This window comes from Bifidobacterium sp. UTCIF-1 (assembly GCF_006408915.1).
Classification (GTDB): Bacteria; Actinomycetota; Actinomycetes; order Actinomycetales; family Bifidobacteriaceae; genus Bifidobacterium; species Bifidobacterium reuteri.
Genome location: NZ_JFAG01000014.1, coordinates 83,860 through 100,482 on the forward strand (window position 1 = coordinate 83,860; position 16,623 = coordinate 100,482).

Annotated in this window: 12 protein-coding genes and 2 pseudogenes; 11 read left to right on the plus strand and 3 right to left on the minus strand. The window is 60.1% G+C overall.

The features are described from left to right. The first annotated feature begins 45 nt into the window (after positions 1–45). The 7 genes from BW09_RS07600 (at position 46) to BW09_RS07630 (ending at position 8,714) form a co-directional block, all read left to right on the plus strand. Complete coding sequence (locus tag BW09_RS07600) at positions 46–1,482, plus strand: FAD-binding oxidoreductase (RefSeq protein WP_161788313.1); 1,437 nt, start codon at positions 46–48, stop codon at positions 1,480–1,482. A 75-nt stretch (positions 1,483–1,557) separates the two neighbouring features. Further along, positions 1,558–2,703 (plus strand): PLP-dependent aminotransferase family protein, encoded by a 1,146-nt coding sequence (locus BW09_RS07605; RefSeq protein WP_181161786.1) that lies wholly within the window; start codon positions 1,558–1,560, stop codon positions 2,701–2,703. A gap of 271 nt (positions 2,704–2,974) precedes the next feature. Beyond that, the gene (locus tag BW09_RS07610) at positions 2,975–3,808 is read left to right on the plus strand and encodes a DUF1684 domain-containing protein (RefSeq protein ID WP_044090030.1); all 834 of its coding nucleotides are present in this window, start codon (positions 2,975–2,977) and stop codon (positions 3,806–3,808) included. Between the two features lie 76 nt (positions 3,809–3,884). Continuing rightward, positions 3,885–5,333: a lanthionine synthetase LanC family protein gene (locus tag BW09_RS07615; protein ID WP_044090029.1), complete on the plus strand. Its 1,449-nt coding sequence runs from the start codon at positions 3,885–3,887 to the stop codon at positions 5,331–5,333. A 156-nt stretch (positions 5,334–5,489) separates the two neighbouring features. Next, positions 5,490–6,713: an iron-containing alcohol dehydrogenase gene (locus BW09_RS07620; protein ID WP_052382027.1), complete on the plus strand. Its 1,224-nt coding sequence runs from the start codon at positions 5,490–5,492 to the stop codon at positions 6,711–6,713. A gap of 114 nt (positions 6,714–6,827) precedes the next feature. Then, positions 6,828–7,712, plus strand: coding sequence for a GNAT family N-acetyltransferase (locus BW09_RS07625; RefSeq protein ID WP_140464005.1), 885 nt, complete (start codon positions 6,828–6,830; stop codon positions 7,710–7,712). A gap of 114 nt (positions 7,713–7,826) precedes the next feature. Then, a complete protein-coding gene (locus BW09_RS07630) occupies positions 7,827–8,714 on the plus strand; it encodes an SPFH domain-containing protein (RefSeq protein WP_375137574.1) in 888 nt (295 codons plus the stop codon). 422 nt (positions 8,715–9,136) lie between these two features. On the opposite strand, the gene BW09_RS07635 is transcribed toward BW09_RS07630, so the two are convergent. Then, positions 9,137–9,979, minus strand: a complete 843-nt coding sequence (locus BW09_RS07635) for a patatin family protein (RefSeq protein WP_181161785.1) — start codon at positions 9,977–9,979, stop codon at positions 9,137–9,139. 302 nt (positions 9,980–10,281) lie between these two features. After that, complete coding sequence (gene murI / locus BW09_RS07640; protein ID WP_044090025.1) at positions 10,282–11,076, minus strand: glutamate racemase; 795 nt, start codon at positions 11,074–11,076, stop codon at positions 10,282–10,284. Between the two features lie 169 nt (positions 11,077–11,245). Here murI and dapF point away from each other — a divergent pair, with 169 nt between their 5' ends. Beyond that, on the plus strand, positions 11,246–12,142 hold the full coding sequence (gene dapF / locus BW09_RS07645) for a diaminopimelate epimerase (protein WP_044090024.1): 897 nt from the start codon (positions 11,246–11,248) through the stop codon (positions 12,140–12,142). A 134-nt stretch (positions 12,143–12,276) separates the two neighbouring features. On the opposite strand, the gene BW09_RS07650 is transcribed toward dapF, so the two are convergent. After that, positions 12,277–12,996 (minus strand): vitamin K epoxide reductase family protein, encoded by a 720-nt coding sequence (locus tag BW09_RS07650; RefSeq protein ID WP_140464007.1) that lies wholly within the window; start codon positions 12,994–12,996, stop codon positions 12,277–12,279. Between the two features lie 132 nt (positions 12,997–13,128). Between BW09_RS07650 and BW09_RS07655 the strand changes: the two genes are divergently transcribed. The 3 genes and pseudogenes from BW09_RS07655 to BW09_RS07670 all read left to right on the plus strand — a co-directional run. Further along, positions 13,129–14,022 (plus strand): PHP domain-containing protein, encoded by an 894-nt coding sequence (locus tag BW09_RS07655; RefSeq protein ID WP_140464009.1) that lies wholly within the window; start codon positions 13,129–13,131, stop codon positions 14,020–14,022. A gap of 724 nt (positions 14,023–14,746) precedes the next feature. Further along, positions 14,747–16,095 (plus strand): annotated as a pseudogene (locus BW09_RS07665) (ABC transporter substrate-binding protein). Between the two features lie 308 nt (positions 16,096–16,403). After that, a pseudogene (locus BW09_RS07670) lies at positions 16,404–16,623 on the plus strand (sugar ABC transporter permease); the annotation flags it as partial.

A 16,623-nucleotide genomic window follows, 5' to 3' on the forward strand; every position in this document is an offset into this window, starting at 1 on the left:
TCCATCGGGCATCGTGCCTTCATTATGGATGTATTGGGGAACATCATGACGAATATCCAAGAGCAAGTGATTCAGGCAGCGGAGACTGCCGATCTCCTGGCACTCGATTCGAAAAGAGTCGTGGAGCTTCTGGCTGAAATACTGCCGGAGGGGCAATTGGTCGTCGATCCCGCGCAGATTGACGCCATCCAGCGGCGTTCTCGGCAGGATGGCGTGGGAGAAATCTACGCCGTCGCGCTGCCGGACAGCGTCGAAGGTGTCAGCGCCGTGCTCCGCTTGGCATCATCGCTTGGCGTGCCGGTGTATACCAGGGGCGAGGGCTCCGGTATCGGCGGCTTGTCCGCGCCATCACAGCCGGGCATCCTGCTGCTGACCACCAATCTCAAGCGCATTGTGGACTTTGATGCGGTCAGCCGCACCATAACCGTTCAGGCTGGAGTGGTCACGGCGGACATCAACCGGTATCTGGAGGGGAGCGGACTGTTCTATGCGCCGGATCCCGCCAGCGCCGGTTTCTCCAGCATCGGCGGCAACATCGCTACGAACGCAGGGGGATTCCACTGCGTCAAATACGGCACCACCCGCCAGTCGCTGCTGTCATTGAAGGTGGTGCTGGCGGACGGTTCCGTCATCGACACCGGGCGCGGTGTGGCGAAGAATGTGGCCGGGCTGGATCTGACCTCGTTGTTCACCGGCTCGGAAGGATTGCTGGGCGTCGTGGTCGAGGCCACCCTCAAGCTTCTGCCCAAACCGATTTCGACGTCGGCGGCGATTGCGTTCCTCGATGATCTGTCCGAAGTGGGCGAAGCGGTCGACGCGGTGCAGGGCGTCGCCGTGCAGGTGTCCACGTTCGACCTGATGGGCGTGCCGTACATACAGACGTATCCGGATGCCTACATCCCCGCCGTGGGTGATGCGCAATGGATGCTGGTCGTCGAAACCGATGGGTTGGCGAGCGCGCAGGAACGCGATCTGGTGTGCGAAGCGTTGCGCGGCACGGGTGCCAGCGTCATCGCCCCAAGCGAGGATGAAGTCGCCTCATTCCTGGAATTGCGCACCAGCGGACGGGCCATCCCGCCCTCGGACCATCCACGCTGGCTGGTGGAGGTGGATGCCGCGGTTCCCCTTTCGGTTGCCGCCAGGTATCTGCGGGACATCGAATCGGAGGCCGTGAACCATCAGTCGCAAGGTGTGGGGTTCTCGCTGGCGGCGCATATCGGCGACGGCAACGTCCACGCCGTGTTCCTTGCGAGACGGCGGGAGGAGGAGAGCGAGCCCCCGGCGGTGCTGTCCGAAATACGCCATCGGCTGTTGATCCGTGCGCTCGAACTTGGTGGCACCATCACCGGCGAGCACGGCATAGGCCTGGGGCTGAAAGACTATCTGCCCCTACAGCTGGGCGCGCGCAATCTGGAACTGCAGCGGGCCATCAAGCATGCGCTCGATCCCCAAGGCATTCTCAACCCGGGGAAGTGGCTATGAGCGTTTATGCAGCATATTCGCATATCGCCAACAATCTGGGCGCGCCGCCGTTTCCTTCCGCTGAATCGGGACCACGTGGGTGATACGCCTCTGGTCAATCTGACCGGAGGCGTGCCTGCAACCGACATACTGCCCTATGAGTCGTATAGTCAAGCAGTCGGGCGGGTGCTGGGCAATCCCGCCACCGCGTTCTCCTCGGTGTCGTATGTCTCGCCGTTCGGCATCCAGGAGCTGCGCGAACAGGTGGCGCATTGGCGAGGGGTTCCGGTGGAGAATGTACTGGTCACCAATGGCGCGATGAACGGCATATTCCTCGCAGCGCAGACACTGATCGACCCCGGGGACACCGTGTTGGTGGAGAGTCCTACTTTTCCGTTCGCGCTCAACATCTTCCGCAGAGCCGGGGCACGTCTGGAAAGCATCGCACTGCATGCGGGCGGCATCGATCTGGACGAGCTGGAGCAGCGGTTGCGCGAAGGCAGACGGTACAAACTGTTCTACACGATTCCCGATTTCCAGAACCCTGCCGGGACCCTGACCTCAGCCGAGCACAAGAGCAGACTGCTTGCGCTCGCCGATCGATACGGATTCGCGGTTATCGCGGACAATCCATACCGAGAGTTGTGGTTCGATCATGAGCCGGACGGCTTCCCGGATGACTACCGCCACGCGGAACGGTATTCGCCGCTCTACGAAATCGGCACGTTCTCGAAGACGCTGGGACCCGGATGGCGTGTAGGGTGGACGATCGCCTCAAGCGATGCAGTGCGGCGAATGAGTGCCATTCGCGCCTGCGTGGACGGCAACAGCACGGCACTCGGACAGTATGCCATCTCTTGTCTCTTGCAGGAGCCGTATTGGTTTGATCGATTGCTTGAGGCCGAACGTGCTCTCTACCGAGGCCGTGCACAAGCATTGGCTTCGGCATTGCGAACCGGATTCGGCGATGCCGTTGCGTTCGACGAACCTCGAGGCGGGTTCTTCCTCTGGCTGGGATTGCCTCAAGGCATACGGATTGATGATCCGCATGTGCAGGACGCTCTGGCGCGCCAGAATGTGCTGGTGACCCGAGGCGATTCGTTCGCTCCGGAACAACCGGGCCGGGACCCTGCGCATCGCGATTATGCGGACCATGTGCGGATCGGATTCTCCGCGCTGCCCGAACGGGATCTGCGCGAGGGTGCGGACCGTTTGGTTGCGGCATTGATTGGTCTGGCGTAGCTGTTTCCCGGCGGTTTCGCGAGGGGCTTCACGTGTGTGAAGCCCCTCGTTGTGTTTGCTGCCAGGCGACTGCTGCGCATGACATATGCTGGCTGGCTGCCGGCATTCGGCAGTGTAACAGAGCATAAGTTTTTCATATGGCGTCGTGGTGTTTTCCTGGTGAAGTATGGCGTAGAGTACAAACCATCAGAAGTTGGGGCTTCTGATTCTCTCAACAATCATCCGGCATCTCCATGAAGAGCATTGCCAAACGAGAAGGGGAACTCATTCCATGAGCACATACCAGCAGATCGAGGAGCTTGGCGACGACCAGTTCGTCCAAGAGTGGCGCCAGTGGCACCAGGACAAGGACGAACGGTTCGCCTCGGAATACGGTTTTCTGTCCATCACCAGCCTCAATTGGCTGAAGGACGGCAATACCATCGAAGTCTCGGACTTCCCGGGGTCATGGTCACAGGCCGGTGACACGGTCACCTACACGCCAGCCGCAGGCAAAGTCGTCACCGTCAACAACCTTCCGTTGGGCGGTCCTCGCGGGTTCATCACGGAACCTGCCGAGGACGCGAATGTGGTTGTCGTGGTCTACCGCGACGTGCATGCCGAACTCATCAAGCGACTCGGTGGCCCAAACCAATACGCCGTGCGCGTGCGCAACCCGCAGGCGGCCAAGCGCGTGAACTTCAAGGGCACTCCGGCCTTCGAGCCAAGCAAACGCTGGGTGGTTCCCGCAACCTACAAGCCATACACCGAAGTCAGCGATGTGACCGTGGACGCCTCGCTCGACTACCTCAACCATGTGGAGCAGGCCATCGGCGAGTTGGAATTCGAACTTGAGGGCAAGCCGCAGCGGCTCGTCGTGTTCCAAGGTCATGGGGATGGCCAGGGACTCGTACTGTTCCGCGACGGAACCTCCGGCAAGGAAAGCTATGGCGGCGCCAGGGTGCTGACGTTTGACGTGAGCGAACCGGAGAGCATTGACCATATCGACTTCAACCGCGCCACCAACCTGCCATGCGCCTACAGCGAATACGCCACCTGCCCGCTGGCTCCGGCATCGAACAGGCTCGACGTGGCGGTGACCGCGGGGGAGAAGCTGCCGGCGTAGCACGATTTCTAAACGGAATCCGCATCGTTTGCCAAAACTGAACTTACACAACGATCACAATCTTGGGGGAAGATTCATGACCGAACAACAACATAACGAACCGCAACACAGCGAACCGGCACTGACCATCGCGAATCTCAGGCCCACCTATGACGGCAAGCCGTTCCCGGGCAGCGAACTGCCCACCATCGAACAGGCGGTAGCGGAAGCGCAGCAGTACGTGGACCGCTCATGGAAGGAGGACGGCAGCTTCGTCACCTGGCCGGAACACGAGGAATGGGGAGCCAATTACGGCCCGCTTTCCCTGTACACCGGCGCAGCGGGCGTCGCCTGGTTCCAACTGGCGAAGCTGAACAGCGAACTCGCCGAAGACGGCGATCTCGACCGACTGAACAAGGCGCTCTCGTATCTGGAGACGCATTGGAGCATCCTGACCGAGCCCGACCATGAATTCATCTCGGTCGACCCGGACACCGGATACTGCGGCGGGCTTGCAGGCATCGCCGCAGTGGTGGCTGAAGCGGCGGCCCGTTACGAACGTTGGCGTCTGTTGGCGGTGAACATCGCCGACGCGCTCGCTGAACGGTATCGTCCCGGTGAAGGATGGACCGGCCTGTCGCCGCTCTGGGGCGATGCCGGAATCCTCAACGCGCTGCTTGCCATCGGCAAAGCGCTCGGCGAACAGCGTTACACCGATGTCGCCGTTCAGGCGGGCGAGGACCTGCTCGCCAAGGAGATCCGTGACGACGACGGTTCGCATTGGCCATACATGCATCTGCATGACATGAGCGAGCGATACGCCTCATTCCCGGATAAGGCCATGATCGACGGATTCCTCGAAGGCGGCGACGGCATCGCCCTGGCGTTCTCGAACCTTGCGCTGGCCACCGGCCGCGATGATTTCAAAGAAGCCGCGTTGCGTGCATTGGACACCGTCAAGACCAAGGCCATCGTGGTGGGGGACAGTGCCATCTCACGCAACCTCAACGAATCCGGTCAGGCGCGTTTCGGCCTGTGCTCCGGCTCCTCCGGATACATCCGCATCTACACGGCGGTGGCCCGCATCAGCGATGACCCCGCAGACACAATCGGCTGGGCACGTCGATTCGGACGCGGACTCATCCGCAGCGGTGTTCCCGGTCGTCTCGCCCAGGACAACTACTGGCTGCTGTCCCAATGCTGCGGCGGTGCCGCGGTATTGGAGGCGTTCACCGCATTGTGGTTGGAAACCGGCGAAGAGCTGTGGTTCCAAGCCGCAAGCGCACAGGCCGACGATCTGCTGATCCGCTCCTGGTCCGACAAGCTCGGACGCCGCTGGTACACGGAATCCTACGCGCTGCGCGATGTGGGACGTCTGAAGGCGGAAGTCGGCTATCAGGTCGGTGCTGCAGGCGTGGCCTTGAGCCTGATTCACTTCCATCAGGCCAAGCGCAGCCATGACGACGGCGTGCACTTCTCCACGCCGCGTCTGCCCGACGAGCCATACGTCACCAATGACGACGGCTTCCCGTTCGCCGGCGTGTGACCGCCAGTACCACGCGACAATCCGAATCATCATCCATCGCCGTAATCCAGCGGCATCCATCACTGCAACCGCAGTCCTGCACAGTCAGGCGCCGTCATTTCTCGACGGGCGCATCATCGACATCATCGATACATACTCATTCGCAAAGGAACCATCATGTCCAACAATCCCGCAGACCAGCAGTACACCACCCGAATCGCCGACCTTCCCGGCACTGAAGTCGTCTTCGGTGTCGGAGCCGAGGAGAAGCTGCCATACCTGCTGAAGAAGAACCATGTGAAGTCACTGCTGTTCGTATACAGCGGCGACTACGTCAACGAGCTCGGCATCCGGCAGAAGGTGCTCGACACCGCCAAGGAACTGGGAATCAGCGTCATCGAAAACGGCGAAGTGCAGGTCAACCCCCGGCTGGAGCTGGTGCACACGCTCATCGAACAGGCACGCGAACATGACGTGGACTTCGTCATCGCCGCAGGCGGCGGCAGCGCATTCGACACCGGCAAGGCCGTGGCCCTCGGCAAGAACTATGACGGCGACGTCTGGGATTTCTACACCCATAAGCGTACGGAGCCGGAACACCAGGTGCTCGGAGTCGGCACCATCTCCACCATCCCCGGCACCAGCTCCGAAGTCTCCTTCGCTTCGGTGATCACCAACGGTCACATCAAGGGCGGGGCCGCTCCCATCGCCATCAAGCCGACCTTCACCATCATCAACCCCGAATACTCGCGCACCGCGCCATACCGGTACCTTGCGGCGGCCACCGTCGACATGATCGTGCACAACCTCGAGAAGTACTTCACGCCGAATGCGCCGCTCGCGCTCGTCGACCAGCTTGAGGAGAACGTGTTCCGAGCCGAATACGACGCGGCCATCCGGTTCGCCAAGAATCCGGAAAGCCTGCAGGCGCGTACCGATCTGCACTGGCTGTCCGCATACGTCAACCCGCAGCTGCGCTCGGCCGATGCCACCGGCCCGCGGTACTCCATCCATGAAGGCGTGATCCACGCCATCGAGCACGCGCTGAGCGGCGTCTACGATATCATCCACGGCGAAGGCAACGCGGCGGTGCTGATCGCGCTGGTGCGGTATGAAGCGAGCCGCAATCCCGAGAAATTCGCCAAACTCGCGGTACGAGTCTTCGGTGCCGACCCTTATCTCAATACCGAAGAAGAGAACGCGCTGCTGCTGGCGGACAAGCTCGAGGATCTCATCGTGAACCACCTGCACGTGCCGATCCGTCTGTCCGAACAGGGCGTGCCCAACGACGATTTCGAGGAGGTGCTCGACCAGATCGGCGGCGGCATCGGATATCCGCTGGGTCACTACACCAACCTGAGCCGTGAGGACGTCAAGGCGCTGCTCAAGAGCGCATACTGACAGGGGTGTCGGGCCTGCGGCGGTCGTCGCGGGCCCGGGCTGACCGTCGAAAGCCGACAACGGCAACAAGACCAAGACAGATCCAGACAACCAAGCCAACGAGGAGCGAGCATCATGGCCGCATCGCAGCTGCAGACCGAAGACGGCATCATCATCCGCGAAGCCGAGCCACATGAATATGACGCGGTGGGCGAAGTGCTGTATCGCGCGTATTCCAGTGTGATCGACGTGTCCGAACGGTATGAGCGGGACATGCGTGACATCGCCGGCCATGCCAAGGCATGGCACATCTGGGTCGCCGATGACACGCGTGCACATCGTCTGCTGGGCGTGGTGCTCACCCCGTTGTCGGCATTCGGCCCTGCCGACCAGCTATGGCATTTCCATCAAGGTGAGCGCATGTTCCGTCTGCTCGCCGTCGATCCGGACGCCCGCCGGCGTGGGCTCGGACATCGGCTTGTGGATTTCGCGGTCGCGCAGATCGGCGGGCTTGGCTTCTCCACAGTGGGTATCAACTCCGGACTGAATCTCACCCAGGCCGTTCACCTGTATCTCCACTATGGTTTCGTGCGTCGTCCGGAACGGGAGCTGATGCTGTACGGGCCGGGCAGGGTGTTGGAGCTCACCTATGACATCCCGGCGGACCTGGTCCGTCATGACGCGCGCGTGGACGAGTTCGAACGACGGCGTGGGGAGCCGGCCGTCCCCGATACCGTGGGGTCCATCCCGGCGTTCCTCCGCCGTGTCGGTGGTTTCATCGAGCGAGACCGCATCGTATCCGAGCGCCAGGCCATCGATTCGTATGTTAAATCGTTGTCTATTGATTTCGATGCGGACGACCAGCCGGTGGCATTCGTCCGCGTCAAGGGGGACGAGGAGGAGCGTTTGGTCGCCGATGCCGCCAAGCGCTACGGCATCCCGGTGTTCCACTATGTCGGAGCGGGCCCGCTGGCCGGGCGGACCTTGCCGCATGAGACGGGCGTGGTGCTTCTCCGGTAGCCGGCCGACTGATAGGATGGTGACTGTCAGGTCGACGGCATAATGGTATGCCGCGCAGAAACCTTGTACGAAAGGGGGCTGTGCATGACCATCGCAGCCATGTTGGGAGGAAGCATGCTGTTGCTGCTGATTGTATTGATAGTCATCATCGCATTGCTGTTCGCCGCGATTTTCGTGGTGCCGCAGCAGCAGGCGTATATCATCGAACGATTCGGCAAATTCCAGAAGGTGCAGTTCGCCGGCATCCACATGCGCATTCCATTCGTTGACCGCATCGCCATGAAGACGAACATGCGCGTCAACCAGCTCAATGTGCAATTGGAGACCAAGACGCTCGACAACGTGTTCGTCACTGTGGTGGCCTCCACGCAGTTCCGCGTCAACCCGAATGATGTGGCCACCGCGTACTACGAGTTGCGTGATCCTGCCGGACAGCTGCGCAGCTACATGGAGGACGCGCTGCGCTCAGCCATCCCGGCGCTGAGCCTGGATGATGCGTTCGCCCGCAAGGATGATGTGGCATTCGACGTGCAGAAGACCGTGGGCAACGAGATGAGCCGCTTCGGTTTCACCGTGGTCAAGACCCTGATCACGGCGATCGACCCGAGTGCTCAGGTCAAGAACGCGATGGACTCCATCAACGCCGCGCAGCGTGAAAAGGAAGCCACCCGCCAGCGCGCCGAGGCCCAGCGCATCCAGATCGAGACCCAAGCCGCCGCCGAGGCCGAGAAGACCCGCCTGCAGGGTGAAGGTCAGGCCAACTACCGTCGTGAGATCGCCAACGGTATCGTCGACCAAATCAAGAGTCTGCAGGCAGTGGGCATGAACATCAACGACGTGAACAACGTCGTGCTGTTCAACCAATACCTCGATGTGATGCGTTCGCTGTCCGAATCCAACAACGCCAAGACCGTGGTGCTGCCCGCCTCCACGCCCGGCGGCTACCAGGATCTCTACGAGCAGGTCACCAAGGCCATGCTCACCGCCTCCGAAACCAGATAACCCGGTATGTACAGCTGATTCGCATCAGCTGTGCGATCAGGGCATCGGGCATCGCCTGTTAGGCTCCCCTTGTCAGGGGAGCTGTCGGCGCAGTCGACTGAGGGGTAGTCCCGTGCTTGTTATTGGTTCTGTGAACTTTGGCATCGCCTGTTTGGCTCCCCTTGTCAGGGGAGCTGTCGGCGCAGTCGACTGAGGGGTAGTCCCGTGCTTGTTATTGGTTCTGTGAACTTTGGCATCGCCTGTTTGGCTCCCCTTGTCAGGGGAGCTGTCGGCGCAGTCGACTGAGGGGTAGTCCGCGACTACATACCAAAGTTGGAGTGGCAGAGTCTGTGTATTCGCTGATATGCCTGTTTGCCTGACTGTCAGCCAGGTCGGTGATTGGGGTTCCGGACGGATATGTGGATGGAATTCGAGGTGTTCTCCTATTTGCCGAGGAACTCCGGAATCGTCTCGGCTGCGGCATAGCCCTTGCGGTACATCATTTCCAGACCTTCGAAGTTCTTCTTCAGCGTATTGAGGCCGTACAACTCTTCGGGGGCGAGGATGAGTACGCGTCCCTCGGCCTCGTATCGTTTGGCCAGTTCGATCTCATCGTTGTAGGTCCGGTAGCGCTCGCGAAGCCGCTCGGCCGCCGCCGGATACGTGCGCTCCAGAATGCGTGCCGGCGCCAGATCCTTGCGCTGCTGGCGCACCTCATCGCGCAGACGGGAAAGGATAAGAACCACGCGATCATAGCCATCGTCCAGTGCCTTCTGTACCGGTACCGGGTCGGCGATGCCGCCATCGAAGTATGGCACACCATCCACCACATACGGTTCGCACGCCACCGGCACCGCGGACGATGCCTTGACGACGTCGAAGTCGTCGAAGTGAATGCGTGATTTATCGAAGTACTTCGCAGAACCGTCCTCGGCATTGCATGCCACCACGGTGAATCCGGTGGGGTTCGCCTCAAAAGCCTCGAAATCCACCGGATACTCGCCGTCGTGATTGCTCAATGTGCCGTAAATGTAGTCGAGATTGGCGAAATTATGGTTCTTGAAGAAGCTCTCGGCGCTCGCGTATTCCTTGCGGAATGCGTATTTGGTATAGAACGTGTGATTGCGTCCATGCTGGCGGGCGATGAACGAGGTCATGTTCGCGGCTCCAGCCGATACGCCGTAGCACATGTCCACGTCGATGCCGTCCTCAAGCATGCGGTCCATCACGCCGCAACCGAAAATCGCGCGGAATCCGCCGCCCACGTCGATCATCGCGGTTTTCATAGCTTTATTCCTCCCCTGAAAAGCCCCTATCGATATTCATAACCAATTTCAGAGCTTACGCGGTTTTGTCGGACAATTGGATAGGCATTGAAAGGCACATTGCATGGTTATCGCTAGGCCTCCAGTCGTTTCGCCAGCCTACATCGTGCAGCGAACTCTCCACGATGTAGGGAAAACCCCATGATGTAGGGATAGGAAATGGCGGAATTCCGCCATTTCTGTATTTTGCATCCCTACACGGTGGGAATTTCCCTACACGGTGGGAATTTCCCTACACGGTGGGAAACCGACTGCATTGCGAGTCAGCGGGTCAGCAAGGAGTGCGAGAGTGCGGCGATTCGTTCGGAGGGATCGGAATTGGCGAGCTTCACGCCGCCGGCCGCGCCTTCGGGGGCCAGTGCGCCCAGTGATTCCAGCACGACGCGCAGATGCCGCACCGTGCCTTCGTTGCCGTCGATGATCGCAGCGCGATCCGGCAGCAATTCACGGAAATAGTCGCGGTAGAACACGAAATGCGTGCAACCCAGCACCACCGAATCGATACGGTTCAGATCATACCGGTCGAAGTAATGGTGCAGCGTATCCATCACCAGCTGATGATTGTCCAGTTGCCCGGATTCCACGATCTCCACCAAATCGGGGCAGGGCTCCTTGAATATCTCGTTGTCCGAGTCGAAACGCTCCATCAGCTTGGCGAATTTCCGTTCGCGCAAGGTCAGTGGAGTCGCGGCGACGATCACGCGCTGGGGGATATGATGCGGATCCGAAGGCACGTCGCCTCTGTCGCAGGCCACCTTCAGTGCCGGCTCCATGCCGATGATCGGGATATCGTATTGTTCGCGCAGGTCATTCACTGCGGCGGAAGTCGCGGTATTGCAGGCGATGACCACCGCCTTGACACCCTGGACGACAAACCGCTCCATGATAGCGAAGCTCAGCGCCCTCACCTGTTCGGGTGTTTTCGTGCCATATGGCGCATTGGCGGAATCACCGAAGTACAGTACCTGTTCGTCCGGCATGTCCTTCACAATCTGACGGACGACCGAAATGCCGCCAAGCCCGGAATCGAATACGCCGATCGGCGCCGAGGAGCTCATGACACAATCCTTCCCGATGAATGGACTCGATGGGCCAAGGCATGGTGTCGCGGATTCCGCAGACCTCGGAGCGAACCGGAGTGCACCGGAGTGCACCGGAGTGCACCGGAGTGCACCGGAATGGAATCGGCACTGTCGCCTTGCCATTACCAGAGTACTCTTAACAGACATGAGTTTTCCGAACCGAGTAACCAAAGCACACGCCACCGGCAATGATTTCGTGGTGTATCTTGACCGGTCCGGCGAATATGAGCCCACTGCCGACGAAGTGCGATTCCTGTGCGACCGCCACTTCGGCATTGGCGGCGACGGCCTGATTCGTCTGACGCGGCCCGATCACGTATCCGACCTCACCGATGAGCAACTCTCCCGAACCCTCGCAGGAGGCGCCCGCTGGTTCATGGATTATCGCAATGCGGATGGTTCCCTGGCGGAGATGTGCGGCAATGGCACGCGCGCCATCACACTGTTCGCCCAACGCGAAGGCGTCGCCGACTCCACCGAGCCGTTCCGCCTGGGCACTCGTGCCGGCGTCAAGATTCTCACACCGAAGGGCAATATGAAGCCCTATGGGGCTGACGTGTTCCAAGTCGACATGGGGGAGTGGGCGATTGGTGCTTTGGATGCTTACGAAGTGACCATCCCCGGTACTCCGGGTTCGGCGCGCGGCACGTTCGTGGACATGGGCAATCCGCACGTCGTGGCGGTGATCGAGGACGCATTCGCGTCGTTGCCGGTGGTCGAGGAGCTCGACTTGGCGACCAAGCCGGAAGTGAACCCGAAGATCGAATCCGACCAGAACGTGGAATTCGTGCGCGTCGATGACATTGACGACACCGCCGGCTCGGGAGAGGCCACCATGCGCGTCAACGAGCGGGGATGCGGCGAGACCCTGTCCTGCGGTACCGGATTATGCGCCACGGGCATCGTCCTCAGGGCCAAGACCGGCATCGACCACTGGGATATCACCGTGCGGGGCGGCACGTTGCGCGTGGACGTCTCCGACCATGATGTCAAGCTCACCGGTGCCGCCACCCTGGTGGCGGATATCGATGTGCTGCGATAGCCGTACGCCGGCTGATACGGCACCCTCAGGGAGACAAGACCCCCGCAGGATTCCGACAAGGACATCCTGCGGGGGTTCGATTGTCATGTCATGCAATGGCGGCCGACAGCGTCAAAGAACCGCCAAGGGAGGGGTCAGGCGAACAGTGCCGCACCTTCGGTCACGAAGATCAGCGCGACGACGGCCACGATCCAGAGCACATCGATCATGAGGTCGAAATTGAGACGGTAATACTTGTTCAGCCCGTTGGGAATCGTTCCCGTCGTCTTCGATGCGGGCATCTTCTGCACGGCCACCGTCGCATGGCTCAAGGCCATGAACTGGATTGTAGTGGAGAACATGAGGGTCAGGCACCACGGGCACAGCGCATGGATCACGAACAGCGACTGCGTGCTCAGCCAATACGAATAAGCCAGTGCAGCAAGTCCGCCTAGCCAGGTGCATGCCGCGAACCAGCGCGGCACCCGTACGCGCGCCAAGCCGATGACCGCAATGGTGATGAACACCGATTCGGCGGCGATGCCGAAGAACGCGTTCGGGTAGCTCAGGCCTCCGAACTTCACGATCTCCGCCTGCCAGGATTGCGCCACTGTAGTGCAGGAGATGACCGAATTCACGTCACAGCCGAGTTGCGCGTCGGGATGGCGGGCCAATTGCAGTGTTTCCGCCGACAGGATGAACGATGTGCCCAGTGCGATCGCCGAAGCGATCAGCATGATCAGATACGTCCAGGTGGCGCTATGACGCCATCCGGTCAGTGGATTGACAATAGAGGAATCCGGGTTTTCGTCGACGTTGCTGGAAGCGAGGTCGATGGGCGAGTCGGTGTATTCGTCGTTGTTCGTGCGAGCCATGGTATTCCCCCTGTTTTTCGGTATCGTCCACCACGATAGCTGTGGGTGTCGCCGGAATCCGTGCCGTTGCGCGGTTAACTCGCCCAGAGCGAAGCGTCGATCTGGCTGTGGTATGGCGTGCATGCGGTTACGATGGAACGTATGACTGGATATGTGATGCCTGATTCGCCGCCGAGCACCGGGTGGGATATTCATTGTCACACTGTGTTTTCGGATGGTACGGAGACTCCCGCGACCCTGGCTGCGCAGTGCAGGGCACGTGGGTTGAGCGGGGTTGCCATTTCCGATCATGACACGACGGCAGGCTGGACCGAAGCCGAGGCCGCGGCTCGTCGCGTGCAGCTGCCATTGCTGCGGGGCACGGAGATTACGGCCACCGACGACGATGTGTCGGTGCATATGCTCGGCTACCAATACGATCCGAACAATCCGCATATCGTACGGCTGTTTGCCTCCACGCGCGAGGCCCGTCTGCGCCGCACCCAGCGCATGGTCGCATTGATGTCCCGCGATCTGCCTATTTCCTGGGAGTCGGTGCTGGCGCAAGTCAAGGAGGGGGACAACACCACCATCGGCCGCCCGCACATCGCTGACGCCTTGGTCAGTGCGGGTGTGTACAGGAATCGTTCGGAGGCGTTCGCCGACGCTGTCAATTCGGCATCGAAATACTATATTCCGACGCCTTCTCCCACGACGCATGAGGTGGTGAAGGCCATCAAGGAAGCCGGAGGGGTGATCATCATCGCCCATCCCGGCGACAGAAGCCGCAATCCCGGATTGTTGAGCGATGCGCAGATAGAGTACCTGGTGGATGAAGGTTTGGACGGTCTTGAGGTGTGGCATCGCGGCAACCTGCCCGATCAGCGCGTCAGGCTGCTGGACATATGCAGGCGATGCCATTTGCTGGTCACCGGCGGTTCCGATTGGCATGGCAAAGGCAAGCCGAACCTCTTGGGCGAGAACCTTACCGATGAGGCCACGGTCGCCGAGATTGTACGCCGGGGCGTACTGCCGCTGTATCGTTAGCAAGCGCCTTCCGGCGTGTGTGTCCCTCATGCGCTTCCTGATGGTACCGGTTGGGTGGTGCCGACTGTGTGGTATCGATTGAGTGGTTCCGGTTGTGTGGCGTCGACTGTGTGGTGTTGATTGGGTGGCGCAGGCTATTGACATGAATTGATTTCTGCCGGCATAATTCACAACACTGCTTTCGGATACGGAGCCTGTTTTACCTGCAACTGCCGGCGCAAAGCCGTTCTGATTACTCTTCTGCAGGTGAAACAGACACAATTACGAGGCCAACATGGTCGGTTCTGATGGTGCGGCGCGGCACTGCAGGTGGAACAGGTACAAATAAGACGACTCTGTGCAGGTGGAACAGGTACAAATAAAGGGGCTGCAGGTAAAACAGTACTAGTTATGAGGATTATTGGCCTCTAACTGGCACTGTTCTACCTGCAGTCCCTATTTACGATGCCTGTTTTACCTGCACGCGGCAGGATTGGGATCTCTGTTCCGGGGTCCAGGGTTCGCAGGATTCAGATCCTGGCGCTAGTGGTCTGTTCCCCGCCAAGTATCGTGATTCGGCGTTGTGTTCGGCATTGCGGCATGCGGAGGCTCCCGTGGTTTGGGAAGGAAAATGAGGCGTGTCGCGCGGTTTGACATATTGATACACAGGTGTATCATCATAGGTGTTGGTACACGGATGTACCAAAGACATAACCCGAAACAATGGGGTAGGAGGAGAAATAACATGCGCAACGTCAAGAAGGTCATTGCGGCAACCGCAGCGGTTGCCACCCTCGTCGGTCTCGCGGCCTGCGGCGACAGCGGGGACGCCAATGCCAACAAGGGCGACGCCGACAAGGCCGAACTGGTGTTCTGGGGCTGGGATTCCGGCAACTCGATGAAGGACATCATCGCCAACTTCGAGAAGGCCAACCCCGGCATCACCGTCAAGTTCAACAACACCGGCACCGCCGAGAAGACCTCCACCGCGCTCTCCAACGCCATCGCCGCAGGTAACGGCGCTCCGGATGTGGTGATGCTCGAAGACCCGACCGTCACCCAGTTCGCCGTCACCGATGGTCTCGTGGACCTGAGCGAATTCGGTGCCGACAAGCTCGCCGATGATTTCGCGGCCGGCCCGTGGAACAAACTCCAGTACAACAGCAAGCCCTACGCGTTGCCCATCGATTCCGGCCCGGAGATGTTCTTCTACAACAAGGCCGTATTTGACAAGGCCGGCGTCGACGGCGAATCCATCAAGACGTGGGACGACTACTACGAGGCCGCCAAGAAGATTCGCGCCACCGGCTCCTACATCACCAACCTCGCCGGCACCTCGAACGACTACCAGCCGTTCACCGCCCAGATCTGGCAGGCCGGCGCCAAGCCATGGACCGTCGATGGCGAGAACATCACCATCAACATGACCAAGGACGAAGGCATGCAACGCTACATCGAGTTCGTCCAGACGCTCATCGACGAGGACCTGGTCGATACCAAGACCCCGAATTGGTCCGACGATTGGAACCGCGAGCTCAACGACGGCACCATCGCCTCGCTGACCATCGGCGCATGGATGCCGATCAATCTCATGTCCGGTGCACCCGACCAGGCCGGCAATTGGCGCGTCGCCCAGCTGCGCAGTGGGAGGAGGGCCAGGAGGTTTCCGCCGAGGATGGCGGCTCCGCACTCGCCGTCGTCAAGCTCTCCAAGAACCAGGCCGCAGCCTACAAGTTCGTCGAGTACATGACCCATGGCGACGGTGCCCAGGAGATGGCGGACACCGGCACCTTCCCGTCCTTGAAGAAGATTCTCCAGTCTGACGCTTTCATCGATCCGACCACCGAGGGCAACAAGAAGACCAACGACTACTTCGGCGGACAGAATGTGAACGAGGTCCTTTCTGCAGCAGCTCAGCGCCCGACCGAAAAGTTCCAGTACCTGCCGTACAACCCGTTCGCCCAGTCTTCCTACGGTGATGAGGTCTCCAAGGCCTACTCCAAGGAGATCACCCTTGAGCAGGCGCTCGAGAACTACGGCAAGAAACTGGCCGAGCAGGGTGAACAGCAGGGCTACACCGTGACCGTCAAGTAGGCGGTCCGATACATCCAACGGTTCGGATTCCACAGCCTGCTCTCCTTCCGCTCAACTGTCAGACAGGAATCCGAACCGCCAAGGCCAGCGCTTTCACTCTTCAAGCCAGGCCGCTGACTCAAGGGCGGGGATGCTCCCCAAAGTATCCCCGCCTTGTCATGTCTCGATCCATGCCATGCCCGTGCAACACTCCTATGCGACGATGCGGGAAGCGGGCTCCCCTTGTGCCCATTCTCTGGAAAGCATGGATGCATTTCATAGTGACATATTGATAAGAAAGTAGATTCATCATGTCAGAAGAACACACAATGGCCACAGCGCCGCAAGCTGTGGGCATTTTGCCCGAGCAGGCGGGGCTGCATACTGCCCAGGCGCGCGTGAATAAGCATAAGGCGGATTGGCGTGGTTGGAAGTTCATGTGGCCGTTCGCGGTGGTGTTCGTGTTCGTGTTCATCATCCCGATCGTGTACGCGGTTTATATTTCGTTCTTCAAGAAGCAGATGATCGGTGGAACTCGGTTCGTGGGGT